Origin of the sequence: Aliiroseovarius lamellibrachiae (assembly GCF_018599245.1) — a bacterium.
In the GTDB taxonomy this organism is placed as follows: Bacteria; Pseudomonadota; Alphaproteobacteria; order Rhodobacterales; family Rhodobacteraceae; genus Aliiroseovarius; species Aliiroseovarius lamellibrachiae.
In genome coordinates this window covers 178,132-200,524 of the sequence record NZ_JAHEVJ010000004.1, presented here as the reverse complement: position 1 = coordinate 200,524, position 22,393 = coordinate 178,132, and the positions used below count along the sequence as shown (strand labels likewise).

The window sequence follows — 22,393 nt, the reverse complement described above, 5'->3', positions numbered from 1 at the left end:
GCTTAAAGGCCCCTCATTTTGGGGCGGGTAAATTCGCGCTCCGGGCCGCCCGTCACAATTGGGCGTGGCTTGGCGGGTGTGGTCTCTTCGCCGGTGTCAGGGTTGACCGGTCCGGGCAGGTTCAACGACGCCTTACCTTCGCCAATTTTTATGAGGTGCTTGATTGCGTCGTCATAACGGGTGCGGTGTTCTTCGGTCAGAACGTCGCGCGAAGACGCAAGACGGTAGACTGAGATATCAACGCAAAACTGCTTTAATAATTCGTGTTCACCGGGGATTGGGAGCGTGTAGCGAATGCCAATATAGCTGTCGATTTCGCCTCCAGCCGACCGCAAGGCGCGGGCCACAGCTTCGGCATCAACAACGCCGTCGCCATCTCGGTCCGCCACATAAAGGGCGTCCTCAGAATACAGCGTAACAATGTCGTCTTGCGTGGCGTAGGTCATGGCTCTTCTTTTTTTGGTTGGCCCGGCTGGCAGCGCTCCCACTCCGCGTGCCGGACCTATTCCGACAAGGACGCATTTTGCGGGTTTGCCCGCGCGGCTTGTCGGTGTTTGAATTTGGGGGCCGGTCTCTCCCGACTGTCACGCCTTGATCATCAGCGGCGTTCCCTCTCCGGGGGGGGATTATTCAGAGGCTTTGGGGGCCTCAAAATTGGCGGCCAGCATGTCAGCCCAAACGGCATCGCGTTCTGTGGCGGGGATCTTGCCCAACCCGTCATGCAGAAGGGCCTTCAGCGCGTCCATTTTGGGCTTGCCGTCTTGTTGGAAGTCACCAGCGGTCAAAGAGGTAATGGCTTCTTTGATTTGAAACGCGCGGTCCTCAGCGCTTGCCAGATCCTCGGCGGTGGCGGGCTTGATGCGCAGCTTTGGCTCCGCTTCCAGGCGCGCCCATTGTGTGTCGTCAAAGTCACCTTTCGAAACGGGCGTGCCCGCGTGTGTAAAGTGACGGCCGCACCGCCAAAAACCGGCTTTAGGGACGGCTGAGATAATGAGTTTCTTGCCAGACATATTTCTGTCTCCTGAAAAGAATTGGTTGCGGGGGCGGGATTTGAACCCGCGACCTCCAGCTTATGAGGCTGGTGAGCTACCGCTGCTCTACCCCGCGCTAAGGCTTAAGCGACCCAAGGCGTGTCGAGGACGTCGACCGCGTTGTAGTTGGCGTTGGATGCACCGCCTTCGCCCAACATCACCTTGACGGTTTTGTTGGCGTGCGCCCGCAGCTTGGGACCGCAAACCAGAAGGCCCGGTTTGACGCCCAGAGGGCGGCCATTGCTGTCCAGAAGAGAGCGCATTTTCTCAATCGCAGCGTCCAGGCTGTCACCATCAAGTGCCGCGTTTGATGCATAGGCCATTTGCCAGAGGCCAAAACCCACGTTGCACCGCGCGTCGACGCCGTAGAGGAACTCTTTTTTCTTGAACACATGATCCGAATTGGTCGGGTCAACATGAGCGATAAACTCAGGCTTTTTGCGCTCTTGGAAAATCATCGGCTTGAGCGGCCGCGACGTATCGAGCAAATACCACCAAGGGTTCCCTACCAGCCCAGACGCATCCACATTGGACGCGACGGCGGCATCGCCGTTTTGGTTGAACGACGGGTGGTCAGTGTCAAAGAAATACTGGCCGTCAAAACACTCTTCGGTGCGACCGTTGGCCAGCAAGCCAAACGTCAGGTCGTCAGGCTGTTGCGCGGCGCTGTTGCCCATTTCTTGGAAGAGCGGCGCATAGATACCCAAATTGTCATCGTCGATATCATTGCGGCTGACCCCAACGGTGGCTTCAAAATCTTTGTTGGTGATGCTGTAGCCTTTGGCCGCCATGTCTTTGATGACACGTTCGCCAATCCATTCCCGCATTTTGGGGAATTTGCCCAGCCAGCCGTAGGTTTCCGACGCGGAGGTCGACTGAATGACCGTGGCAATCTTGGCGTAGTCGGCGTCCGGGCGCATTGCCGTAAACGCGTCCTGAAAATTCTTCTTAAAGCCCACTTGCAGGGCGGCGAGGGATGCTGCGGTGACCATCATGTCGGGTTACTCCTTAGCGTCTTCGGCTTTGGCGGCGGCGAAGTCTTCTTCAGACATGCCAAGAGCGCGGCATGTGGCCAGCTCTTCTTCCGACAATGCGGTTTTGTTTTGGGCGGTGACGTCTTTGTCATTCAAGCCGCTGTCGCCAGCGATAACTGGGCTGGCTTCAATGAACTTTTTGAAGCTTTCCAAGCCGCCTTCGGCACGGCACGCAGCGACATAAAAGTCGCGGCTGGCCGGGGCAATCTTGCCGTCTTCAATCGCGGCGTCGATCACGGTGTTGACCGCTTCTTCTTCGCGGTCGGCTTCCGCCTTCTCAAAGGTTTTCACCTTATTGAGGGCCAGATCGAGGTCGGCGCGCGGCACGAATTTGGTGGCGTCGGGGTTTTCGGCACGGTTCATGGCGGTGTCCGTGTCGGTTTTCATCTTGTTGATCGCCGTCAACACATCCGTTTCGGATGCGCCTTCCGACAGGCCGAGGGCCTCAAGGATCGCCTTATCCATGGCATTGTCCTCCTGGTCGCCCTCGGAATTGAGAGCGGCTAGTTGCAAGTTGGGTTGATTGGTCAGGCCAGCGGAAACCATACGGGTGATGGTTTTTGCGACCTTGGTTGCTTTGAAAACGGGGCTTACATAACGGTAGCCTTTCGTTGCGATTGCCGTGCGACCGGCCTCATTCCATTCCACACGCGCCCAGACCTGACCGTCGCGAACTTCCATATCTTTGATCCAACCAACGGCGGGGGCGGCTTCGCCCTTGTCGCCTTTCACTTGGGTGGCATGTTCAAAATCTACGGGAAGGTCGCCGCCGTTTTCGCGGAATGCGGAAACAACAGCTTCAGGGTTTGGCACCAGCCATTCCCGGCCGTCACGGCCAGAGACTTCCGGCCCGGCGGGCAAAAGCTGGATCCACTCAGGAACCTGGTCAGCTTCTGCGTTCAAAGCGAGGGCGGTGATATGTGCAAGATTGGTGAGCGTCATGGGGCAAAATTGCCCTAGCGCGTATCCCTAATGCAGTCCGTCGGGTGTCGGGGGGTGATTGGGCGGGAAAGTCGCGGCGGGCGAGAAGCCCAAAAACGCCCCCACAGCGCAAGACCTACCCAAACGCTATCGTGCGGCGCGCAAATCCTCAAGAGGGCTGACAGGGCGTTTAAACGGTGTTTAACGGCCAATTTCAAACCAAACCTGCGGCGCGCTTTGGGCCATGCGGCCAATTGGTGGCCAAATCTATTGAATTTCCAGTCTTTCGGGCATATCTATGTATTGCGCGTGAGCCTAGGGAAGCCGGTCTTGAGCCGCGAGGGAATTTCCGCCCCTCCACGCGTTTACTCCCCCACCAGTTTGACATTCTTATTGCGGAGCAATTGTTGCCACTTCGCCAAGGTCGAGCGGTGGAACGTGCTTAAGAAGATTTCATTCCCCGCCCTGGTGCGCTTCAAAACCATCCGCCAGCGCTTATCGTCGCCGCCCTCAATAATCAGGCTTTCGGTGCCATTCCCCGACACCTCATGGGCAACCGCGCCGTTTTCAATCAGATCCGCGACCCGGACAAACTCGTCGGCCGTTGCTTCGCCATGTTTGCGCCTGGTCTTTTCGGCTGTGTAGTCTGAGAACTGCACGACACGGGTGCGCGCGCCAATGGCGTCCGCCAAGTCCTGGGGCAGCATCGCGACCGGCACAGATCCTTTGGCCGTGCCTTCGTGGATGCGACGCAAGCGCCAAGACGCGGCCATGTCACGGGCGGCGGCGTGGGCAATGGCAGGGTCTGCGGCGTCTAGTTTTTCAGCGAGAAATTCAGCCATGCGCTTTTGACGATATAGACCGGGGTTCATTTCCCAGCCCGCGTCAATGCCCGAGGGGATTTCTTTTATCTCGCCTGTCCGGGTGTTGACGACCCGGCGCATGGGGATCTCCGGGCTTTCAGATACGCCCCGGCTTTCCGCTTCTCGCTTGGTGATTTGGCGCACATGGCATTTGCAGCCCCAACCGTTCGGGGGGTACCAAGTTTGCCAGAATGGATCGTCAACGGGCAGCACTAGCCCTTCTTTCGCCTGGTGGTGTGGCCGGTGGCGCTCGCTTGGCCCAAGCCCATATATCAGATAAGGCAAGGCGCGTTTGGTGCGCTGGATCCGGTCCCATTGCCCGGCGGCGCGGGCGGACCTCTTATTGGCCCGATAGATCGTTTTGAGGCGGCGCGGGCTGCCCAGGCGAACCTTGCGGGCCTCTCCCGTAATTGGGTCCGTTTGCTCTTTCACGCCCCACCAGCCCATTTTGCGTAAGCGTGGTTTCAGCTCTTTTGCAAATTGGTCGTAAGGAATGCCTTCGTCCAGCGCCTCTTTTAGCGCGCCCTGGATCGCTTCCAGCACATCAACCTGCATGGCTTTGGCGACAGCAAAGCTAACCGCGTGTTCCTCTGGCTCAACATCTTGCCAGGAGAAGCTTGGCTTTAGGGATTTGTTGTTGAAAAACGACGCAACCTCGGGCGGCGCGCCAACATCAAAGGCATAGCCGGGCTTGTCGGTATAGTCAGGCATCCTTTGTGTCACCTTCAGCACGGGCTTTAACAGCCCCTTTAACAAGGCTTTCAATCACCGCATTGCCCATCTTAGGGAAAGCGTCGGACAGGATTTCTAAAGCCTCGTCATAGCCTGTCGCAGTGTCGAGAAGATCCAGAACCGGGTCAAGAATATCACCCATGATATCCTCCCAATCGGACGCGGCGTCCTCTTCCAGCGTCGCCATCACGTCCGCGTCGCCGCCTTCAGCCCGGTTTTTTGCCACTTCGGTTTTGGACGCGGCTTTGGGTTTGGTCGGGCTGCCCATAACTTCGTCGTCGTCATCCGGTTCCGAATATCCCAATTTGGCGCGGACTTCAGATTGCTTGACCCGCATTCCCTGACTGACCAGGCGAAACGTGTTTCGCAAGATCATGTCGGTGTCTTCAGGCTCTTCGATGATCAGCTTTAGGCGCGGGTATTTCTCTTGTACGCCGTAGTTTAGATCCACGAACGGCTTAACCAGATCACTATTGATATTGCCGCAAACAGATTTGGCGTCCGCTTTGGCAATGTCGTGGCGGACCTCATTATGAACCTCCGCTTGGGATTGTGATGACCCATTGTCAGACGTCATCGTCTGTCCCAGAACCGCCTTTGACGTTTGCTCATCTGCCCAGCGTGCGAATTTTTCAAAGACGTCATTGCCGGGGCCGCTGGCAATCTGCTCAAAATCAATTCTCATACTTTCAGGCAAGACAGCCGCCGCATCGGTGCCAATATTGGACACCGCGAGAAACAGCATTTCCACATCTTCAGCGGTGGCGCTTGGCCCATATCGACCCAACCGCAAGGGCAGCCCGTAGGTTTCCACAAAGGCTATCCAATCCTTCATGGTGTAGCTTTTGCACATCCAGCCGAACGCCACGAGCCGGGCCAAACCGCCCCGGATTGGAAGGCCGGATTTTAGCTTGGCCTTGTGGCTGATCCATTTGAACGGCTCCAGCGCAAGGCCGCCAACCATGTCGCGTTCGTCAATCAACCGAACTTCGCGCCCGGTGTCTTGGTCAAAGGTGAAAAAGCGCGGGTCGCGGTGAACAAACTCAGCGGGCCACCATTCGCGCTTGTTTCTGCCCCACACGATTTCAGTTTGCGAAAACCCTTTGCCCAGGGCATCCAGCATGTCTTCAACAAGGTCGCTAAACCCATCATGCTCTGCAATCTTTTCGCGCACGTCATCCGCGATTTTGACGTCGCTTGGACTGTCTGACGCGGGCGTAACGATGGGTTCAATTCCAGAGATAGCGCGCTTTCGAATGCCCAGCACAGACGCATAATGCGGGTCGCGCTCTTCCATTTCTTCAGCAAGCACAAGGTAGTCGTGCATATTGCCGTCGGCGGCGGCCGCAAGAATGGCGCTTAAACGCGACGGCGTTAGACCGGATGCAATTGAGTTTGCCCAGGCGTTGCGAATGGACGTCACACCCGGCTCGGCTGCGCGCTCCGTCAAAACCTGTTTGCGAATGGGGCGGCCGTATTGGTCAAGAAGGGGGGAAGACATTAGAACAATCCTTTTTTCGCCCGAAACCCGGCGGTGATTTTGACCGGGCGGCTTACGTCACGCCCGCCGCCTGGGGGGACGGGGCGATAGGCAAATGGTTGGTATTCGGTTTCGGCTGCGGACACGGCAAGCGCACCTGCCCAGAAACGGTCGGCGTGGCCGTCGGTTTCACCATCTGAGACAAGGCGGCGGTTTCCGGTGGGGCCGGTCACGGATTTGATGGAATGAAGATCCGCGCGCAATTGCGGGTCGCCCGCAGGAATGAGCGCGCGGCGATCTTGGAACGCCTCTTTAAATGAGGTTGCCATATCAAGCTTTGACGCGCTGCTGAAAATCACGCCTTCAACGCGGTCTTCACCGTAGCGGCGTTTGGCGTCTTCCACAGGTTTTTCGCCCATACCGGTTTGGTCCATCCGGCACCGCACCACGCGGTAACGTCGGAACGCATCATCCAAAAGCGCGTCTTGTTCGGCAAAGGTGATCCGGCGTTTTGAAATGATTTCGCGGGTGATCAATTGGCCGTTCACCAGCTCTTTCACCCAAATGACAAAGAGGTCATTTCGCGCGGCGATATCAACGCCAACAAAACACATGCCGCCTTGATAAAGAGACGGCTTGCCCGCCTGTGGATCTTCGCAGGATGATATCAGGTCATAATCAAGCCACGCGCTTGCCCCGTCGAGCCAGCGTAGTTCGTATTCCTGCGCCCAAGCATCTTCGTCGGCCATGCCTGATCGCAGGGCATCCACATCGCGGGGGCATCCTTGCGCCACGGCTTCATAGATATCGACATGGTGGCGCGACCAGATTTCATCTTCGCCCGCCATCAGCTCATAGAACTTGTTGCCTTTGCCGTTTGGCGTCGAAATGACCCGCAACTTTTGGTCACCTTTGGAAATAACCGGAAAGAGCGCGGACCAAATGGCACGGCTGTTTTGATGGAATGCAAATTCATCCAGCACCACATTTGCCGAAAAACCACGAGCGGTGTCGGGGTTGGCTGGCAACGCTGTTACACGGCTTCCGCCTGGGAACGTCACCTCAAGCGCTTTATATACAGCGTCCGCCCCTTTGGCTTGGGGCGCGCGGAACTCGCTTTCACTGTAAACCGGCTCGCCGCCTTTAAGCAGGGTGTTATAGGCCCCGTAAAATGCCTTGGTGAGCGGTTTAATCGCTTCGGTCATGGCCTCGGCCGCCTGGCGTTCACCGCGTGACAAGATCACCCAACGCGCCCGTCGCGCGTCAATTTCTGCTTGGATGCAATCATCCACCAATTCGCCACAGGTGGTGAAGGTCTTGCCGGTTTGGCGAGAGAACATGCCGATCTTGAAGCGGCTGTCGTCTTGCAACCAGCGTTTTTGGTAGGGGTAGAAATTGATTACGGGTTTAATCACCATTGCCAACCCCACGCGCTTCAGACCAGGCGGCGGTGTGCCGTGCCTCTAAAGTGTCGCGGGGGTCATCTGCCCCCAGTAAGTCGGGCACAAAATCAAAAGCGCCCATGCGCCACAGGTGGCGGCAATCCAAGGAATTCACCACATCACATTCCGCAGGGTAGACCTCAATTGCGCGCGCGGATTTTCCCCACACGTCATTCTTAATGGCTTGGAGCTGGTCCCAAGTGATGGTGCCGTCATGGATCACCCACAGGTGACCCAATTGGCTGTTTTCATGCACTTCGAAACCAAAGCGCCGCATCCGTAGTGTTGGCCCATCTTGCATCAGCCAAACCCCATGATTTCGCGGGCGCGGTCAGCCGCTGCCTTGTCGATATCGCCAGCCTCTACCGCTTGATCGAGCTTTGTGGATTGGGCCGCGCGTTCGGCTTTCAAGATCCCGTCGCGCAACGAGGTGGACCGGATCAGGTTGTTAAGCGCCGTGGTTAGGTCTTTCATGCCGCGCGCATCGGGCAAGTTCTCAGGGTCGGTCATGGCCTTTTGCAGCTTCCATTGAACAACGGTGAGCTGTTGGAAAAGGGCAGACGTGACGTCCACCTCATCTTGCAAATTGGCCTCTTCCATGAAGGCGCGGATTTCGTCTTGGGCTTGCTCCTGAAGGGCGGCGTATTGCTGAAACTCCTGCCCGTAGGCATGAATGGCAGACTTGCCGACGCGCAGCTCAAGCCCGCTTTCTTCCAGGCGAAAATTCAGGCTTTCGGCCAGATCCTCATAACCGGAAAAGCCGCGCTCCTTCAGCTCGTCTTGCAGCCATTGGCGCAGCTCTTTGGGCAGTAGGTCAACTTTGCGCGGTGGGGGCATGTCACACCCCCGGACGGGGGCGCTTCACGCCGTCATGGCGGGCTTTCCCTTCGGAGATTTCAATGCCGCGCGCCGTGGTCGTGACAACCATGAAGCCTTCATTCTCCTCATAGGTGACCATGCCTTGCTCTGACAACCAAGCTATGTCGCCCGCAACTTGGTCGCGGGTAGAGGTCACGCCGAAGCTGTCGCAGACTTCGACAAGGATCGATGCGTTGGACGTATATTCCGGGCTGCCCGCCAGAAAGCGCAGAATGGTCAGGCGGCGGTGCTGGGACAGGGTGTTGGCATAGCTGCTCATTTCTTGCCTCCGTCAAGCAGGTGGTCTTCGTGGCGGCTAACGATAGTTTCAAGGCGGCTCATGATCTTGGCGTTTCCATCCATGACAGCCTGCATTTCTCTCAGCGCGCCGGTTTGTTTCACCGCCTCTAATTGTAGGGCATGGATGTCGTCTTTGCCGGGCATCGACCGGACAGATTGCTTTAACGACGCAATATCTTTGTCGTGGTCGTCCATCCGCTTAGAGCCTGCGGTAAAGCGCTCGTCGGTGTCTTTTTTACGGTTCACAAAAAACGCATAGACGGCTGTGCCTACCGAGAGAATGACTGTGAAAAGCTTAAGGGCGGTATCAAGATCAATGGTCACTTGCGCCCCTTCCAATCCTGAACGGCCGGGTTGTCATCTTCGATAAGTGCGGCGTCGCCCAAGCTTGCGTCTGTGCCGGTGTCAGCCGCTCCGGGCGTGTCATGGCGCATAGCCTCAATCTCTTTGATGCGCCCCAGAACACGGGGAGCGTCGTCCGCAATAGCAAGCGCCGCCTTGTGGAATTCCTGCGATTTGATCTGGAAACGCCCACCGAAATAGAAGGTGACAACCGTGCCCGCAAACCACCAAAGCGGCTCCGGTACCAGGGCAAGCCCTGTCATGCGCGCGGCGAACCACAAGGGGTCAATCATAGCCGCTGCAAACAGCATGAACACAGTTAGGACCATAAGTGGTCGGGGCAGACGGTTAAGGCCGTCCATGAACCGATCAAAGCGGCCGGTGCGGGCGATCTTGAATTCCGCCGCATATTGAGCAAGCGCCGCCTGGTCAAATTCGGCCCGGCGCTGTGCACCAGCTTCGGCGTTTTCCCGAAACGCACCCACGGTTTCCGTGACGACATTTTTCCCGCTACCAAAGAGGAATTTTAATGGGGTTAAAGGCATGGTTTAATCCTCGGTGATCACGACCAACGGGCCACACGCGCTTGAAACTGCGCGGCGCTCAAATGGTATTTGGGGGAAATGAATTCTTCGGCGCGCAGGATCCAACCGCCTTTGCCGCCATTGCGACGGCGGGCGAATTTGCGCAGCCGGGGGCGGTGTTCAGCCAGCGACAGGTAGTAGTTGCGGCGGGCAATGCCGTAAGCATCGACCAGGGCGAGCCCAGCTTTCTTGTAGACACGGGCCACAGCGGCGGCGGTGTTCGGGCCAAGCGCGCCATCAACAACCACTCCTTCCTGAAACTGCCCCAAAAGCCGTTGCAGGATCTTCACGGCGTTTGCACCCGCGTTGACCTGCATATCAAACACGGTGGCTTGCAGCGGTTCGGGCAATAGATCGATGCGGGGGGCTTTGAAATAGTGGCGGATGAAAATATCGACGGCATGGTCGCGCGTCAAAAGGCGCACGTCGCGGGTGTCGGTGTCGCCGTCGCGGTCAAGATCAATCTTGAGGCGGCGCATTGTGCGGATGGTTACGCCAAAATTGGTGGCGCCGCCGGGGTCGTCTGGGTCGTTTACATACCCGCCCTCGCGCGCGACAATTTCCGTGGCGATCTGTTTGACCGTTTTCATTGCTAGCTCCGTTTGTTGAAAACGAAACTAGGCAACTCGGCGCACCGCTTGCGCGCCGTCGTGTGTCGGGGGGTGTTTTAGATTAGGCGGGGTTGTTTGCTGGGGGCGGCGTTTTCCGCGTTCAGCTCAGCCGCGACCCGCTCAACCGTGCGGGTGGTCACATCAACCTGTGCCGCAATATCGCTGTGAGACAGGCCGGTTTGCAAGAGTTCTTTCACGCGCGCCCGGCGACCGGCCGTGCCGCCAAAGTTTCCGCACGGCACCATTAGGTTACTCATGCCGAACAAGTCTCTGATTTTTAGGGCGTTTTCATGCCCAACAATTTTGGACAATTCGCTGTCCGGTTTTGGGTATTTGGGCACCCAGACAGCACGGCCGCCGCGCGCCTTTGCCAATTTGACGGCGGCGTCTTCACCGACCTTTTCAGATATCATGGCCAGCACGCCGGGCAGATAGGGCTTGCGGGGCTGGCTCATTTGTCCAGTTCCACACCGGCGCGGTCACACCAGCTTTTCAAAGCTTCAACGACGTCGTTGATCTTGGCCCAATCATCCATTGCGTCAATGTCGATTGGCACTGCAACCCACTTGGTCTCAAAGCGGGCGCGGATAAAGGCGTTTAACCCTTTTGCGCCTTTCACCTTGGCCTCGCCAGCCTCAAACAACAGTTTCCACAGCACATGGCAAAAGCGAACGTCTGCGCGGCTGGCGGTGGGGCGGCGGCCGCCTTTCTGCGGGCGAAACCCTTTCTCCTTTAGGGCGTCAACAACCTTAAGCAAATCGGCCTCTGACATGTCTGTCATGCTGGCTTTATTGCAAGCCACCAACTGCAAGTCGCGGCGGGTGTCTTGATCAAGACCCAACTCGCGGCAACCGGCAAACACAAGCTTTTTAAGGTGGGCTTTATTGCTCATGTGCGGCCCCCCTTGGCTCGCCGGGCTTTGTATACAAGCTCAGCCGTTGCCATGATCATAGGTTTGAGTTCCGGGGGAGCGTTGTCGTAGTCACGGCCACATGGACCGTTCAAATAGCTTCGCATCCCACTGGGGATGAGTTTCCAATTCTCTGGTCTAGCGTCTGCCTTGTTGTCACTAAGGCATTTCAAGCAATAGCCTTTTGGGATTGGGCCATGCGTCTTTTCCCAAAGCCAACGGTGCTTAAAAACCCAGTTCTCATGCTTGCCAGCGGTCAGGGAAACTTTGATATAGATGCGTCCAGTACGAGGGCATTGGTATTCACTCCCCAATGGATAGGCCTGATAGTAAACGCCACGCCCCGTGCGAATTCCTCTATGATTGCAGGCATCAGCTAGTTGCCGTGCGCTCAGGTCGGAGCGATTAAAAGTCTGGCAAAAACTGGAATGCAACGCACCACGTCGCATCGAGGCATTGTCTCTAAGCCATGTTAGTTCATCCGCGTTAAACTTGATCGGCTTTCGCCCAGGTCTCGTCAGCCACCCTTTATATTGGCAAAGGTTAACGATCGATTGGTATGTGATGTCTGTTCGCTCAAATTCAGCGCAGAACCCTTCATGTATCTTACGGCGTGGCAAATCCTTGCACGCCTCAACCCAAGAAAGCTCTTCTTCGGTGTAATTCTTGGTTGCACTCATGGCCCCACCTTCTTTTCGATCATGGGGTACACAACGTCCTGGACCTCATGCCCGTAATCCGCGCCAAGCTTGGCCGCAGCTAGCCGGACTTTGGCGACGCCGATAATTTGGTCAGAGACAGATACAACAGCATGCGCGCGTTTCACCTCTTGCTCGAGCTGCTCATCCGTCAGACTTTCATCACCAAGGCGTTCCATTTGTGCAAAAAGGTGGTCCGTGAGGTCGGGCAGTTTGTTTTTCATGGCCACTCCTCACAGCTCTGCCAGATCGACAGGGATCGCGGCCAGATCAAGAAGAATTGAGGTGCGCGCACCGGTGACAGGATCACGGCGGTAAAAACGAATGTAGGTGGTTGTGTTGTCCACGCGGACCGCATCCTTGATTGCCGTCATGGCCTTTTGCCAATTTAAGTCTTCGATTTTCAAACTCTGCAAACCAAGAACGCGGCGGGTATCAATGTTGCCCTCTTTGCCCACGTCAAACGCGTCATTTACGATAGCGTGCAGGTTTTCATTTGACCCCTCAGACCAACGGGTCAGGCATTCGTCAATCAAGGCCTTGGCGGCTTGAAGCTGCGGGCCAAAGACCAGACGGTCGGCAATCGCAATTTGCAGCTCAAACCGACCATCATAAGTGCGCAGGGTCATGTTGCCTTTTTTGCCGCCCAGCTTGGCGTTATATTCGACAAGAACCAGCTCGCGGAATGCGAACACCTCGCTCAAAGCAACCTTTTTGAATTCTTTTAGGGAATTGCTAAGGGCAATGGCAGAGCTGCAAAGACGGTCGACCAGCTCGTCTTCAAGTTTGTCCTGCGTTTTCACATTGGCAACCGGGACCAGGCGGCCTTGGCCGTCCTGCATAAACCCTTCTGGGATTGGCGTTTGAATTGTCATTTCTTTCTCACTTTCAAATTGAGCTGGCTAGAGTTTTGAGAAGATCTATTTTTGCTTCTTTCAAGAGTTCTTCGATTGTTGGGCCGTGATTAATTGTTGCTTCTGAAAGCTCAAATGTGGTGAACCGATGCGTGCACGTTGGGCAAACCCTACGCCGGCGGATCGCCCGCACACCGCGATAGTCAACCGGGCGGCTATCGATGACGTTGGTTTTTACAGGGCCGCAAAAGGGGCAGGTTTGGTCAGTAAGATCAGGCATGTTCGCTGGCTCCATCATCCAAGACCGCGCCGATTAAGCCGTCCTCGCAAACGCGCTCAAGAATCCGCCGGGCAAGTTGGGTTTCGGTTAACCCGCGCCGTTTTGCTTCTGGTCGAAAGCTGGCAATTAAGCTTTGGTTGATTGCCAGTCTTGGCGTCTTTTGTGTGGGCGTTACGCCGGGGGGAAGATCACCCCGGAGACGGGCACGAGATACATAGGCGCGGATGGTTTCGACTTGAGTGTCAATTGACGCAGAGATTTCGATGTAGGTCTTTCCTTCGCGAAACAAAACAAGCGCTTGCTGATACTTATTCATGGCGTCCGCCTTTCCCGTTTTTGGGGCAGCGGTTGCAAGCTTTGAACATGCGCACCCGCAGCATATTGGCGTTGCCAAATTTATGTGATTTTTTCCGCCAATCCTGACACTCATTAGCTGGAATATCGCCCAATGCCGGACAGGTGGTGGTGCCATTCATAAACACACCACGCACGCGGCTTTCGATTGCCGCCATGTCGCCTTTGTATTTGTTCCGAAGAACCTGATTGACGAGCGCACCAGAGCGTTCCAGCTTTGCTGCGATCAGGCGCTGGGAGCTGGCTGTGCATTCTTGTGCCAAGCAGATAACCCAATCAGGCGCTTCGCCCTGCCAATTATCAAGTAAGCCTTTTGTCTGCTCCGTCATGTTGCTGCCCCAGGGTAAAAAGTCACTTCGTTGATGTTGGGGTCATAAACCTGTTTCACACGTTGGATCTGAGGCGGTTTCGGTCCCGTATTGCGAATAAATTTATAGGTGGCCTGACGCTGTCCGGGCACCGCTTTTTGCACAACGCGCAAGTACTTCGCCTTCAGCAACATTGAGCAGTACTTCTTGGCGGTATCATCTGACACCGAAACACTGTCTGTTGTGGAATGAACCGCGATATCACGGGGGGTAAACTGTCCCATCATGCGCATCGACCGCCACATGTTCTTGGTGCCGTTACCTTGGCGGACCGGGGAGCCATCGGGGCGGATGCGAGGTGCATGAATGCCAGTGTCGCGCTTCAAGGCATACCGGTTGGTGGCTTCAAAGCTTGTGTGTTCAACAACATAACCACCAGCCACAAGGCGCTTTATGTAGTCCACAACGGTCTTCTTGTGAATTTCGGTTTTCTCATGGATTTCTGCGGCAGTGAAAATGTTCATCCGCCGAATTTCTGCCCAAACACCGTCTTGTCCATGCGGTTTTGCCTGAGCTTCCAACTGATCGATAGGTTTGCGGGTCATGCCAATTCCCTCCGAGGCGCTGGGGCAGCACTTGCGAAAAAGGCGCGGTTGCCCCAATCCTCAAGGCTCACCTCTTCTGTTCCTTTGGTGATTGCAAACTCTGCAACCTTACCCAAGTTCACACACACGCGGCGGATCGAATGCACCGATGCTTTCAGCAGGTGGGCTTTGAACTCAGCGGTCAGATCAACATTTGGGCAGTAAATCTTGGCGAGATGGTCAACATCAGCCACGCAAGCAGGCTGGGCTGCGACCCAATCCAGCATGCGACCGTGAATATTTTCCCACCGCTGCAAGCTTTGTGGCAATTCCTCTTCACCGATCAAAATGATCGTGGTGCCACAGCTTTCATAGATGTCTTTAATAAGACCAATCATGCCCCGCTTAATCAAGTATTGAGCATCATCAATGAGCAATACACGGTCCGAAAGCAACAGCTCATGCGCGATCTGGTCCACCATGTCAGAAATGGTTTTCTGTGGCTTTATCCCCAGCTCGGCCAAAATCGCTTGGCCCATTTTTTTACCCGTCCAACACTCTTTGATCTGCACCGAAACTGCGTTGAATTTATTGGCAGAATAGATCGCGGCGGTGGTCTTCCCAAAACCTGAGTGCCCATAAAAGGTAGCCAAACCTGGTAAGCCAATGGCGCGGTTGTTCACTCGCTCAATCAGACTGACCAGCGCGGTCACGTTCCGCAATGGCGCAAGGCTGTTGTAAAGTTGCGGTGTCTCTGACATTTTAACTCCTGTCTCTGGGCCTCAACTGCCCGTTTCATAGCCGTCGCGCGGGGTGCGACCCATGCGGCGGCGCTTTCATTTAGGCGAATATTGCTTCGCCAAAATCCTCAAACATCGTCTTGTGGCTCTTGTATTCGGCGCTCTGCTGATAGCCCGCGAGCCATTTCGCTTCACCGTTCCCAATCAAGTCATCGCGCGCAATCATCGCCTCTAGATCCAAGGCGCGGCGAAACCGATCCAGCGCAGTTTCTTCACGCTCCGCAGCTTCAATCGCCTTGGTTTTGTCCGCATCAAACGTCTTTTGAAATGCCAAGACCTGCGCATCTTCCTCCGGTGTGGTTTTGTCTTCATATGCAGGGCGTTGGACGCGCGCCAATTGCGGTCGGGTTTCGCCGCGCTGGATCTGCACAACCTTCGCCTCTGCCGCAACAGGGGCGTCGGGGGTCAAGCTTGCCATAGCGGCCGCTGCGTCTTTGGCCGTTTTGGTGCGGATTTTCTTAAGAAGGCGGCGCTCATCCCGTTTGATCTGCGCAATCTCGCGACTGTGTTCTTTGGCCCCATATTGATCAAAGAAACCAACTTTTTGCTCACAGGGCGCAAAACCAAGAAATGCGCCATCCAGATCGTAGATATAAACGCCCGCGTGAAGGTCTTCGGGATCAAAGCGCATAATGACTTTTTTCCCGGAAAACTCATTCATCCAGGCTGACCAATAAAGATTGCCGTGCAAGCCCGCGCGCCCGTGGGTGGCGTGAAGCTTCACAACCTCTTGCCCCATCAACCAAAGGCGGCGCTGTTCATCGGTTGCCTTGACGATTGGCGCAACGGCATAACTCTCTGCAAAGGTCTGGTCAAAACTACGACCATTCGCGGTTGGGCTGCGGCGTCCATCGCGGGCATTATGTCGATTGATACCTTCCGCAACCACTTCGATAAACTCATCAATCGGAATGGCGCGCTCACCGTAGTTTTCTGGCTTAGCGTCAGGCCGGTTGCCGACATAGGCACCAGAAAAGCGCGGGTCTGTTGCGATGTGATCCGCAAAGTCGCGGAATGCGCGTTCAATTGGTTTGGCTTGACCGTGGCCAGGCGTGGCCCAATGGATCTTAATGCCCAAAAGGGTGAGCAAGCCAAGCGGGTCCTCATCGCGGATTTTAAACCGAAACCGCGTAGGCGCCCCGCCAGTGAGCCATTTGTTGGCAAATTCGCGCCCGTTATCAAACAGGCAATGCTGCGGAATGCCGTAATGTTCAATCATATCGCCAAAGGCGGCAACAACCGCCAGCTTGTTTGGGTTGCGGTCAACACGCCAGCTTAAGATTTTGCCCGAATAGATATCTTGAAATGCGACGATCTGCGCGCGCGACGGCTTGTCATCGCCCGGCCAAATCACAAAGACGTCCATCTTGTGACAGTCAGCGTTCACGCCTTCCATCGCCACCATGCCGGTGCGGTCACGGGTCTGGGGCGGGAAGCACCGCAGCAACCCAGCTTCGCCTTCACGGGCGAAAACTTGCGTGACGCGCGGCACTTCTTCGTTGATACGGCGGCGCGCGGTGCGCTCTGCCAAAAAGATCTTTCCGTTCTTCTCTGCCCACTCCTTTTGGCGCTCATAGCTGGCGGTAAAAGACCCGCCATCAACGCGCAAATAATCCGCCTTTAGCAGTTCAAAAAACTCCTTGGAACATGCCGCTTTGGCCTTTTTTCGACCGCTGGCACGATGACGCGGGGCAAGATGATACAACCAGTCACTTAGTGACGGAGCGCCTTTGACCAGGGCAAACCAATTCCAGATTGTGCGCGCCGAAAATTTCACCTCTCTGGCGACATGATGTACCGCTTCATCGCGGGTCATATCGTCCCGCTCTAGGGTCAACACACAATCAAGGATGTGCTTACGCTCTTGCGCCTTTTTCTTGGCGCTATCCGGCAGCGCCTCATAATAGGCGTGCAGATCACTATCACTCACAGGCGTTGCCCCCGAGGACGGTGCCGCATCTTTCAACAGCTTTCGGCGCGCGCGGCTGGGAAATAGGCTCCAATTATATTCCCATCCGCCGCCACGCCCCTGACGTTTGCGGGCATGATCAGGGTGATCACGCCAGCTAAGCCGTTTAACCATCGCTTCGACATTCTGCCGAGTGCCTGGCATATCCGGCAAGGCTGCACCTGCCACTTCGCTGGCCGTCCACCATTCTTTATCCGGGCTTAAAACGCTCATTTATGCCCCCTCCAAATCCGGGTGATCAGCAAAAAGGCTCGTCAGATCGTCCCGCAATTCGTCAACAAAGCGGCGCTTGGCCGCCATGGGGGTGCGGGTCCAAGCTTTTAAAAGGGCGTTAAAGGCATCATCAGCGGGGTCTTTGGGTGCGGTGCTGGCGGCGGGTTTCAACATCGCCATTGCTTCGGCCGCTGATTTAACGGACCCTTCAGCCAACTTCCCAACAACATCAGCACGCACAATCGGCTCATTGATCTTTGCCAGTTCCAAAAGGTCTTTCAGCTTAAGCGGGGCTTTTGCCGCGCCAAGGGTTGCGACCTCGCGTTCAGAAAGCGCCTCTCCGATCTGTATGAACCGGCGAATGTGGCGGTCACTCAGTTCGCGTTTTTCTGCGACACTTTTTGAAAAGGACATTATGTCCGCTTCATTCTGGTTGCCGCCTCGCCCGCCTTGCGCCCCGTGCTTTACTTCGGGGTGCAACCGCTCATAAACCCGCTTGCGCTTGGCTAGAAAAACGCTCAATTCCAACACGCTCAACTCAGCGCCCGACAGGTTGTCGTCAATTTCCATAAGCGTTGCAAAATCGTCGGTAACGTCTGCCCAAACGCGGGCGGGGATGTCGTCCCAGCCAAGGCGCTTTGCGGCCGCCAAACGGTGCCCGCCAGCAATCAAAACAAGCAGGGTGTCATTGCCCCGACCTTTGCGCCGGACATGGATTGGGTCTTTGATCACCCCCAGCTCGTTGATGGATGCAATCAAGCTTTCTACGCCCACCTCAGATACAGGGCGCAAACGCTTTTCAGCGTCCACAATGATTTGATCCAAGGGCAATCTTGTAATTTTTGGTTCAGAAACGGTCACGCTCGTTCTCCTACTAAATCAGCCAAACACCCAAGCTGCCACCAGTGCCAGGTAACCGCTTGCAAACAGACACAGTGCGCCGACAAGGTCGCCCACCCAGCTCTGTTCAAATCGAATTGCCACGCGCTTAATGTGACCCCAGCACCGCGCGGGCATGCGGCGCGGGCTGGGGTCGGCTTCGCTGCGGGGTGCGTGACTACCCTTGGGCGAATTCTCCGTGAGTGGAGAGGGGGCCTCAAAAGCCCCCCGAAGGCGCACAGGGCAACCCTCGGGGGTAGTGTGCAAAGGGCCGACAGGCTGGCCACTTTGCGAGGCAACTGGTTGCGAAAGGGGATGATTGCGCTCAGACATGTTCACCCCCACGCTTTGTTGTTATGGTCGCGCCATGACAGATATTTCTAGCATCATCTCGATGGTCTCCGGTGGGGCCACTGGCCTGCTCACCTCGACCCAGATCGTTCAAAATCTCCAAGAGATCTTCAGTGGTCGAAAACCCGACCTCGTGGCCGCTGAGAAACTGCTTTTGAGCCTCTACAAGGAACTCAACCAAGCCGAGCGCAATCAAATGTCGCTTGAACGCGCGTTGGCGGGCCTTGAAAAGGAACTCAAGGCCGCTGATCGCTTTGCGCATGAGGCGGCGCGCTATGAGCTTACGCAGACCGACATGGGGGGCCGTGTCTATGCGCTGAAGAAGGATGATCCCTCGGGCGAACCACCGCATGAGATTTGTGCAGACTGCTTCGAACGATCTGAAAAACGCATTCTTCAACCCAGCACGGAAAAACGAAACACGCTTGTGTGCAACACCTGCGGCAGCAAGGTCTTTAAAGACGATGGGCGCGGATCCGGCATCATGGTCACAACCACCCGAAGTTCTCGGGGCCTGTGGTGATTTTTGCACCTTAACCATCACGCGGCCTCCCTCTTTGTTGGGCGAGGGCGTGGGATCGAACGCGGCCACTCGAGGTCGGTGGGCCAGTTATCTGAGAACCATGATGTAACATTTTCGGCGGTCTTCAGAGTGCAACTGGAGCGGCCTTTAAGTTTACCAAAAAATTTGCCGTCCCCAGCCGCATAAGTCGAAACTGTCGAAAGTGTTAAACCCTTATGGGCTGCGTACATGTCTGCCAAATTTATCAGTGATTGTTTCATGCGGCCCTCATTCGGTTTTGTTACCGAATTTATAATCTATAATTTTACCGATAGTCAATAAGGGAAAATTCGGTTATTTTCCCGAATCAACATGACCCAGCAAGAGCACTTTAAAAACTTGGTAGAAAAAGCCGTTGAAGCTCTTCGCAGCAATGCTTTTGCTGTAGAGAAGGCGCACGGGCTCCCTGCAGATGCCATTCGCGGCGTTTTGCGAAAGAAGAAAGATGGTGCAAAGGAGGCCGGGACTTCTCTAAATAGAGCACGTGAAATATGTGATGCTCTTGATCTAGAGCTATACATAGGCCCGCCACGTGAGATCGCGCCCGTCACCGAAGCGAGCATCGACGACAAAGTTTTTGCGATGATCGAGAGGCTCGAAGGGCATGTCGCAGCAGGAGATGGGTGCATCAATATGGACGGCGATCCCATAGACCACCTCGCCTTTACGCAAGAGTGGCTCCGAAGATCTGGCATCACAGCGGGGTCATGCTTTCTAATTTCGGTCAAGGGCGACAGCATGGAGCCGCGCATTAGTGACGGTGACTTGGTTATGATCGATAAACGCAAGCGTGCCATTCGAAACGGCAAAGTATACGCCTTCAATGACGGTGATTTTGGGACGCGTATTAAACGACTTGAAGTGGTCCCTGAGACGGTAATTTCACTGATTAGCGACAACCCAACCTATGCCAAAGAGCACCGTACTGGCGACGACATGACCACACTTGCCGATGGTGTTATCGGCGAGGTGGTATGGTCAAGCCATAAGTGGGGATAGGATATGTTTGGCTGGCTATTTCGTAAGACTGAAACAAGCATGCCATTTAAGGTAGGGGAAGACGGTCGACCTAGACCTCCACACTTTCCAGGCCTTTTGAATGCTGAAAGTGTGACGCCAACAGACCTCACGCGTGCAATCGAATGGTCAATAGAATGGACCAAAGCGGAGCATGCTTCTGTTGATGAACTTTTTCAAGAAGCTAAAGCCCGCCTGAATGGGGCGGCACGGCGGAAAAATTTTAAACATGCAAATTCACTCGACATGACAGTTAGAATTGTACGTCAGGTAGCGCAAAATAATCGGGCCTTTAAATCCAGACGCGCCTTACCATGGGTAGTATTCCGCACAGGTCCGCAGGAAGAGCCGTGCAAGGCGGCGTTGACCTCAAATGGAGCGCTTGCTTCGGCTGAAGTTGGTTTTAATCTTCCTCTGGACGGCTGCGATCAATCCATCTGCAAATGCCACACTCGCGGCATTACCAAACGAGAACTGGCCCAAACCAGAAACGACAATGGCTGGGCAACGCTTCAGTAAAAAATGTCAAAATTCCATGCATGTTCGGGTATCCGTTTGATTTTGCGGCCATCTCGATAAAGCCCTAAATATAAGGCTGGTCGACGAACATGCATGGAAAAACAAAAACATGCACGGTGCCGTGCATGTTCGGAAAATCTCACAGTTTTAATTTTCAGCCGAACAAAGCGCTTATGACCTTTTAAAACAGGCTTTAAACGCGCATCAAGACATCTAACACGTAAATTTTCAGTGGGCAGACACAGCGCCAATTCGCCCCCCAAACCGCTTCACTGTAGGACATTCTTTGCAAAGCGATTTTTTTCGTATTGTCAGATAAAGCGCCTTATTTTAAAGGCCCCATCCGAGTTCTTCCAAGAACCTCCGGGGTCTTCCGGGTACTGCAATATTAAGTGTCAACTAACAACCGCCCGCTTAGGGGCAAATTTTAGGGTGGTGCAGAGTTGGAAGTGTCGCGAATTGCAAAGGGGCCCCGAATGGGACCCCTTTTTTTGTTTATGAAAGTTCTGACAGGATCCTTGCCCAAGATCGGATGCCTTTGTGAAAACTCTTCATGTCGTATTTCTCGTTTGGTGAGTGGATTTTGTCGTCATCATTGGCAAACCCCACCAGCATCGATTCCATCCCAAGGATGGACTTGAAAAACCCAGCGATTGGGATAGAGCCCCCCATGCCGACAAATACCGCTTCACGGTCCCACTCGTCTGACAGGCCTTTTTGTGCCGCAGCAAATTCGGGGCGGGAAATATCCATGACTGATGCACGGGACCCTTCCAGATCATTGTCCCAGATCACTTTGGTATCGGGCTTCAACTGTGCCTCAACATGGGCGCGGAGTTTGTCGCGCAGGGCGTCTGGATCCATGTCGCCAACAAGGCGGCAAGTGATTTTGCAATGCGCCTCTGATGGAATGACGGTTTTTGATCCGGCGCCATTATATCCGCCCCAAACACCGTTGATTTCCAGCGTAGGTCGCGCCCATTGCTGTTCAAGGCTGGTTCGATTTTTCTCGCCGTGGCTCATCGTATAGCCGGCATTGTCGAGGTATTCTTTCTCGTCAAATCCACAGGTTTCCCATTGCGCAAGCAATTCTGAGGGAACCTCTGCTACCCCCTCATAGAACCCCTCAACCGCAACGGCGCCTGTTTCTTCGTCATAGAAGCTGGCAATAATGCGCGACATTTCGCGAAGCGGGTTCAGGCCCGGTCCGCCATAGTGACCTGAATGCAGGTCGAGCGAGGGGCCAACAAGGGTGAATTCATCCTTCAACATCCCGCGCAGTTGGCTGGCGATTGAGGGGACGCCGGGGCTGACCATGGATGTGTCACAGATCAGCGCAATATCAGCGGTTAACTCGTCGCTGTTGTCTTGCATGAAGGGCACAAGGCTGGGGGAGCCTGATTCCTCTTCGCCCTCAAAGAAGATCGTTAACTTTGCGGGCAATGACCCATTGATGGCTTTCCACGCGCGACAGGCCTCAATAAAGGTCATCAACTGACCTTTGTCGTCGGATGCGCCGCGGGCCCGGATGATTTTCCCTTTTGGCGTGTCTTCGACAAAGGGGGCAAAGGGATCATGGTCCCATTTGTCTAATGGGTCGACGGGCTGCACGTCATAATGGCCATAAAACAGCAGATGGCGGTCGTTCTCGCCACCAGGGCCATCATGATGGCCAACGACCATTGGGTGGCCCGGCGTCACGCGTTTTTCTGCGCTAAAGCCTATTGTTTTCAAGTCGTTGATCAGCCATTCGGCGGCGGTGTCACAATGGACTTTAAACGCCGGATCAGTGGAAATGGACTGGATGCGCAAGAGTTCGCACAACCGATCAACGGAGTGTGTCAGGTCATGGTCAATACGCTCAAGAACGCGGTCAAGCGTCATGGTATGCTCCTTA

The 22,393-nt window shown here is 55.2% G+C and carries 29 protein-coding genes and 1 tRNA gene; 3 read left to right on the top strand and 27 right to left on the bottom strand.

The window, feature by feature from the left end:
• Positions 1-2: 2 nt before the first annotated feature.
• The 26 genes from KKW20_RS08835 to KKW20_RS08710 form a co-directional block, all read right to left on the bottom strand.
• Entirely contained in the window at positions 3-446 is a 444-nt protein-coding gene (locus KKW20_RS08835) for a gp436 family protein (protein WP_214567518.1), read from the bottom strand.
• A gap of 180 nt (positions 447-626) precedes the next feature.
• Positions 627-1,010, bottom strand: a complete 384-nt coding sequence (locus KKW20_RS08830; protein ID WP_214567517.1) for an HI1506-related protein — start codon at positions 1,008-1,010, stop codon at positions 627-629.
• Between the two features lie 22 nt (positions 1,011-1,032).
• Positions 1,033-1,107 (bottom strand) — tRNA-Met (locus KKW20_RS08825).
• A 7-nt stretch (positions 1,108-1,114) separates the two neighbouring features.
• Complete coding sequence (locus KKW20_RS08820; protein ID WP_214567516.1) at positions 1,115-2,026, bottom strand: Mu-like prophage major head subunit gpT family protein; 912 nt, start codon at positions 2,024-2,026, stop codon at positions 1,115-1,117.
• Positions 2,027-2,032: 6 nt separating this feature from the next.
• The gene (locus tag KKW20_RS08815; RefSeq protein WP_214567515.1) at positions 2,033-3,007 is read right to left on the bottom strand and encodes a phage protease; all 975 of its coding nucleotides are present in this window, start codon (positions 3,005-3,007) and stop codon (positions 2,033-2,035) included.
• 344 nt (positions 3,008-3,351) lie between these two features.
• On the bottom strand, positions 3,352-4,560 hold the full coding sequence (locus KKW20_RS08810; protein WP_214567514.1) for a phage head morphogenesis protein: 1,209 nt from the start codon (positions 4,558-4,560) through the stop codon (positions 3,352-3,354).
• Positions 4,553-6,082, bottom strand: coding sequence for a DUF935 domain-containing protein (locus tag KKW20_RS08805; RefSeq protein ID WP_214567513.1), 1,530 nt, complete (start codon positions 6,080-6,082; stop codon positions 4,553-4,555). The genes KKW20_RS08810 and KKW20_RS08805 overlap by 8 nt, the downstream gene beginning before the upstream one ends.
• Complete coding sequence (locus tag KKW20_RS08800) at positions 6,082-7,479, bottom strand: terminase large subunit domain-containing protein (protein WP_214567512.1); 1,398 nt, start codon at positions 7,477-7,479, stop codon at positions 6,082-6,084. The genes KKW20_RS08805 and KKW20_RS08800 overlap by 1 nt, the downstream gene beginning before the upstream one ends.
• The gene (locus tag KKW20_RS08795; protein ID WP_214567511.1) at positions 7,469-7,804 is read right to left on the bottom strand and encodes a DUF7694 domain-containing protein; all 336 of its coding nucleotides are present in this window, start codon (positions 7,802-7,804) and stop codon (positions 7,469-7,471) included. The genes KKW20_RS08800 and KKW20_RS08795 overlap by 11 nt, the downstream gene beginning before the upstream one ends.
• Positions 7,804-8,340 carry a phage protein Gp27 family protein gene (locus tag KKW20_RS08790; protein WP_214567510.1) on the bottom strand — a complete coding sequence of 179 codons (537 nt, stop codon included), beginning with the start codon at positions 8,338-8,340 and terminating at the stop codon, positions 7,804-7,806. The genes KKW20_RS08795 and KKW20_RS08790 overlap by 1 nt, the downstream gene beginning before the upstream one ends.
• Before the next feature lies 1 nt (position 8,341).
• The gene (locus KKW20_RS08785) at positions 8,342-8,641 is read right to left on the bottom strand and encodes a VpaChn25_0724 family phage protein (protein ID WP_214567509.1); all 300 of its coding nucleotides are present in this window, start codon (positions 8,639-8,641) and stop codon (positions 8,342-8,344) included.
• Positions 8,638-8,985 carry a DUF2730 domain-containing protein gene (locus KKW20_RS08780; RefSeq protein ID WP_246534518.1) on the bottom strand — a complete coding sequence of 116 codons (348 nt, stop codon included), beginning with the start codon at positions 8,983-8,985 and terminating at the stop codon, positions 8,638-8,640. The genes KKW20_RS08785 and KKW20_RS08780 overlap by 4 nt, the downstream gene beginning before the upstream one ends.
• Positions 8,982-9,548, bottom strand: coding sequence for a holin family protein (locus tag KKW20_RS08775; RefSeq protein WP_214567508.1), 567 nt, complete (start codon positions 9,546-9,548; stop codon positions 8,982-8,984). Before KKW20_RS08775 ends, KKW20_RS08780 begins: the two co-directional genes overlap by 4 nt.
• Before the next feature lie 17 nt (positions 9,549-9,565).
• Positions 9,566-10,177 carry a holin-associated N-acetylmuramidase gene (locus KKW20_RS08770; protein WP_214567507.1) on the bottom strand — a complete coding sequence of 204 codons (612 nt, stop codon included), beginning with the start codon at positions 10,175-10,177 and terminating at the stop codon, positions 9,566-9,568.
• Between the two features lie 77 nt (positions 10,178-10,254).
• The gene (locus KKW20_RS08765) at positions 10,255-10,653 is read right to left on the bottom strand and encodes a helix-turn-helix domain-containing protein (RefSeq protein ID WP_214567506.1); all 399 of its coding nucleotides are present in this window, start codon (positions 10,651-10,653) and stop codon (positions 10,255-10,257) included.
• Positions 10,650-11,090, bottom strand: coding sequence for a regulatory protein GemA (locus KKW20_RS08760; RefSeq protein ID WP_214567505.1), 441 nt, complete (start codon positions 11,088-11,090; stop codon positions 10,650-10,652). The genes KKW20_RS08765 and KKW20_RS08760 overlap by 4 nt, the downstream gene beginning before the upstream one ends.
• The gene (locus tag KKW20_RS08755; protein WP_214567504.1) at positions 11,087-11,788 is read right to left on the bottom strand and encodes an HNH endonuclease; all 702 of its coding nucleotides are present in this window, start codon (positions 11,786-11,788) and stop codon (positions 11,087-11,089) included. The genes KKW20_RS08760 and KKW20_RS08755 overlap by 4 nt, the downstream gene beginning before the upstream one ends.
• Positions 11,785-12,030 (bottom strand): hypothetical protein, encoded by a 246-nt coding sequence (locus KKW20_RS08750; RefSeq protein WP_214567503.1) that lies wholly within the window; start codon positions 12,028-12,030, stop codon positions 11,785-11,787. The genes KKW20_RS08755 and KKW20_RS08750 overlap by 4 nt, the downstream gene beginning before the upstream one ends.
• A gap of 9 nt (positions 12,031-12,039) precedes the next feature.
• Positions 12,040-12,681 carry a DUF3164 family protein gene (locus KKW20_RS08745; RefSeq protein ID WP_214567502.1) on the bottom strand — a complete coding sequence of 214 codons (642 nt, stop codon included), beginning with the start codon at positions 12,679-12,681 and terminating at the stop codon, positions 12,040-12,042.
• A 13-nt stretch (positions 12,682-12,694) separates the two neighbouring features.
• Entirely contained in the window at positions 12,695-12,940 is a 246-nt protein-coding gene (locus KKW20_RS08740; protein WP_214567501.1) for an NrdR family transcriptional regulator, read from the bottom strand.
• A complete protein-coding gene (locus tag KKW20_RS08735; RefSeq protein WP_214567500.1) occupies positions 12,933-13,256 on the bottom strand; it encodes an RNA polymerase sigma factor sigma-70 region 4 domain-containing protein in 324 nt (107 codons plus the stop codon). The genes KKW20_RS08740 and KKW20_RS08735 overlap by 8 nt, the downstream gene beginning before the upstream one ends.
• Positions 13,249-13,623 carry a hypothetical protein gene (locus KKW20_RS08730; RefSeq protein ID WP_214567499.1) on the bottom strand — a complete coding sequence of 125 codons (375 nt, stop codon included), beginning with the start codon at positions 13,621-13,623 and terminating at the stop codon, positions 13,249-13,251. Before KKW20_RS08730 ends, KKW20_RS08735 begins: the two co-directional genes overlap by 8 nt.
• Entirely contained in the window at positions 13,620-14,207 is a 588-nt protein-coding gene (locus KKW20_RS08725) for a hypothetical protein (RefSeq protein WP_214567498.1), read from the bottom strand. The genes KKW20_RS08730 and KKW20_RS08725 overlap by 4 nt, the downstream gene beginning before the upstream one ends.
• Complete coding sequence (locus KKW20_RS08720) at positions 14,204-14,947, bottom strand: AAA family ATPase (protein ID WP_214567497.1); 744 nt, start codon at positions 14,945-14,947, stop codon at positions 14,204-14,206. The genes KKW20_RS08725 and KKW20_RS08720 overlap by 4 nt, the downstream gene beginning before the upstream one ends.
• A 79-nt stretch (positions 14,948-15,026) precedes the next feature.
• Positions 15,027-17,168, bottom strand: a complete 2,142-nt coding sequence (locus KKW20_RS08715) for a transposase domain-containing protein (protein WP_214567496.1) — start codon at positions 17,166-17,168, stop codon at positions 15,027-15,029.
• Positions 17,169-18,029: a ParB/RepB/Spo0J family partition protein gene (locus tag KKW20_RS08710; protein ID WP_214567495.1), complete on the bottom strand. Its 861-nt coding sequence runs from the start codon at positions 18,027-18,029 to the stop codon at positions 17,169-17,171. It abuts the gene before it with no gap.
• Positions 18,030-18,414: 385 nt separating this feature from the next.
• On the opposite strand from KKW20_RS08710, the gene KKW20_RS08705 reads away from it, so the two are divergent.
• The 3 genes from KKW20_RS08705 to KKW20_RS08695 all read left to right on the top strand — a co-directional run bounded on the left by KKW20_RS08705 (position 18,415) and on the right by KKW20_RS08695 (position 20,496).
• Entirely contained in the window at positions 18,415-18,921 is a 507-nt protein-coding gene (locus tag KKW20_RS08705) for a hypothetical protein (protein WP_214567494.1), read from the top strand.
• Positions 18,922-19,272: 351 nt separating this feature from the next.
• Entirely contained in the window at positions 19,273-19,959 is a 687-nt protein-coding gene (locus tag KKW20_RS08700; protein WP_214567493.1) for a S24 family peptidase, read from the top strand.
• Between the two features lie 3 nt (positions 19,960-19,962).
• Positions 19,963-20,496 (top strand): hypothetical protein, encoded by a 534-nt coding sequence (locus KKW20_RS08695; protein ID WP_214567492.1) that lies wholly within the window; start codon positions 19,963-19,965, stop codon positions 20,494-20,496.
• A 495-nt stretch (positions 20,497-20,991) separates the two neighbouring features.
• Here the strand turns inward: KKW20_RS08695 and KKW20_RS08690 are convergent, their stop codons facing one another.
• Positions 20,992-22,380, bottom strand: coding sequence for a M20/M25/M40 family metallo-hydrolase (locus KKW20_RS08690; RefSeq protein WP_214567491.1), 1,389 nt, complete (start codon positions 22,378-22,380; stop codon positions 20,992-20,994).
• Between the last annotated feature and the right edge of the window lie 13 nt (positions 22,381-22,393).

Bases quoted from the DNA above. Each gene is read 5' to 3' on its own strand.
- KKW20_RS08835 (WP_214567518.1), bottom strand. From the start codon at position 446: ATGACCTACGCCACGCAAGACGACATTGTTACGCTGTATTCTGAGGAC.
- KKW20_RS08830 (WP_214567517.1), bottom strand. From the start codon at position 1,010: ATGTCTGGCAAGAAACTCATTATCTCAGCCGTCCCTAAAGCCGGTTTT.
- KKW20_RS08820 (WP_214567516.1), bottom strand. From the start codon at position 2,026: ATGATGGTCACCGCAGCATCCCTCGCCGCCCTGCAAGTGGGCTTTAAG.
- KKW20_RS08815 (WP_214567515.1), bottom strand. From the start codon at position 3,007: ATGACGCTCACCAATCTTGCACATATCACCGCCCTCGCTTTGAACGCA.
- KKW20_RS08810 (WP_214567514.1), bottom strand. From the start codon at position 4,560: ATGCCTGACTATACCGACAAGCCCGGCTATGCCTTTGATGTTGGCGCG.
- KKW20_RS08805 (WP_214567513.1), bottom strand. From the start codon at position 6,082: ATGTCTTCCCCCCTTCTTGACCAATACGGCCGCCCCATTCGCAAACAG.
- KKW20_RS08800 (WP_214567512.1), bottom strand. From the start codon at position 7,479: ATGGTGATTAAACCCGTAATCAATTTCTACCCCTACCAAAAACGCTGG.
- KKW20_RS08795 (WP_214567511.1), bottom strand. From the start codon at position 7,804: ATGCAAGATGGGCCAACACTACGGATGCGGCGCTTTGGTTTCGAAGTG.
- KKW20_RS08790 (WP_214567510.1), bottom strand. From the start codon at position 8,340: ATGCCCCCACCGCGCAAAGTTGACCTACTGCCCAAAGAGCTGCGCCAA.
- KKW20_RS08785 (WP_214567509.1), bottom strand. From the start codon at position 8,641: ATGAGCAGCTATGCCAACACCCTGTCCCAGCACCGCCGCCTGACCATT.
- KKW20_RS08775 (WP_214567508.1), bottom strand. From the start codon at position 9,548: ATGCCTTTAACCCCATTAAAATTCCTCTTTGGTAGCGGGAAAAATGTC.
- KKW20_RS08770 (WP_214567507.1), bottom strand. From the start codon at position 10,177: ATGAAAACGGTCAAACAGATCGCCACGGAAATTGTCGCGCGCGAGGGC.
- KKW20_RS08765 (WP_214567506.1), bottom strand. From the start codon at position 10,653: ATGAGCCAGCCCCGCAAGCCCTATCTGCCCGGCGTGCTGGCCATGATA.
- KKW20_RS08760 (WP_214567505.1), bottom strand. From the start codon at position 11,090: ATGAGCAATAAAGCCCACCTTAAAAAGCTTGTGTTTGCCGGTTGCCGC.
- KKW20_RS08755 (WP_214567504.1), bottom strand. From the start codon at position 11,788: ATGAGTGCAACCAAGAATTACACCGAAGAAGAGCTTTCTTGGGTTGAG.
- KKW20_RS08750 (WP_214567503.1), bottom strand. From the start codon at position 12,030: ATGAAAAACAAACTGCCCGACCTCACGGACCACCTTTTTGCACAAATG.
- KKW20_RS08745 (WP_214567502.1), bottom strand. From the start codon at position 12,681: ATGACAATTCAAACGCCAATCCCAGAAGGGTTTATGCAGGACGGCCAA.
- KKW20_RS08740 (WP_214567501.1), bottom strand. From the start codon at position 12,940: ATGCCTGATCTTACTGACCAAACCTGCCCCTTTTGCGGCCCTGTAAAA.
- KKW20_RS08735 (WP_214567500.1), bottom strand. From the start codon at position 13,256: ATGAATAAGTATCAGCAAGCGCTTGTTTTGTTTCGCGAAGGAAAGACC.
- KKW20_RS08730 (WP_214567499.1), bottom strand. From the start codon at position 13,623: ATGACGGAGCAGACAAAAGGCTTACTTGATAATTGGCAGGGCGAAGCG.
- KKW20_RS08725 (WP_214567498.1), bottom strand. From the start codon at position 14,207: ATGACCCGCAAACCTATCGATCAGTTGGAAGCTCAGGCAAAACCGCAT.
- KKW20_RS08720 (WP_214567497.1), bottom strand. From the start codon at position 14,947: ATGTCAGAGACACCGCAACTTTACAACAGCCTTGCGCCATTGCGGAAC.
- KKW20_RS08715 (WP_214567496.1), bottom strand. From the start codon at position 17,168: ATGAGCGTTTTAAGCCCGGATAAAGAATGGTGGACGGCCAGCGAAGTG.
- KKW20_RS08705 (WP_214567494.1), top strand. From the start codon at position 18,415: ATGACAGATATTTCTAGCATCATCTCGATGGTCTCCGGTGGGGCCACT.
- KKW20_RS08700 (WP_214567493.1), top strand. From the start codon at position 19,273: ATGACCCAGCAAGAGCACTTTAAAAACTTGGTAGAAAAAGCCGTTGAA.
- KKW20_RS08695 (WP_214567492.1), top strand. From the start codon at position 19,963: ATGTTTGGCTGGCTATTTCGTAAGACTGAAACAAGCATGCCATTTAAG.
- KKW20_RS08690 (WP_214567491.1), bottom strand. From the start codon at position 22,380: ATGACGCTTGACCGCGTTCTTGAGCGTATTGACCATGACCTGACACAC.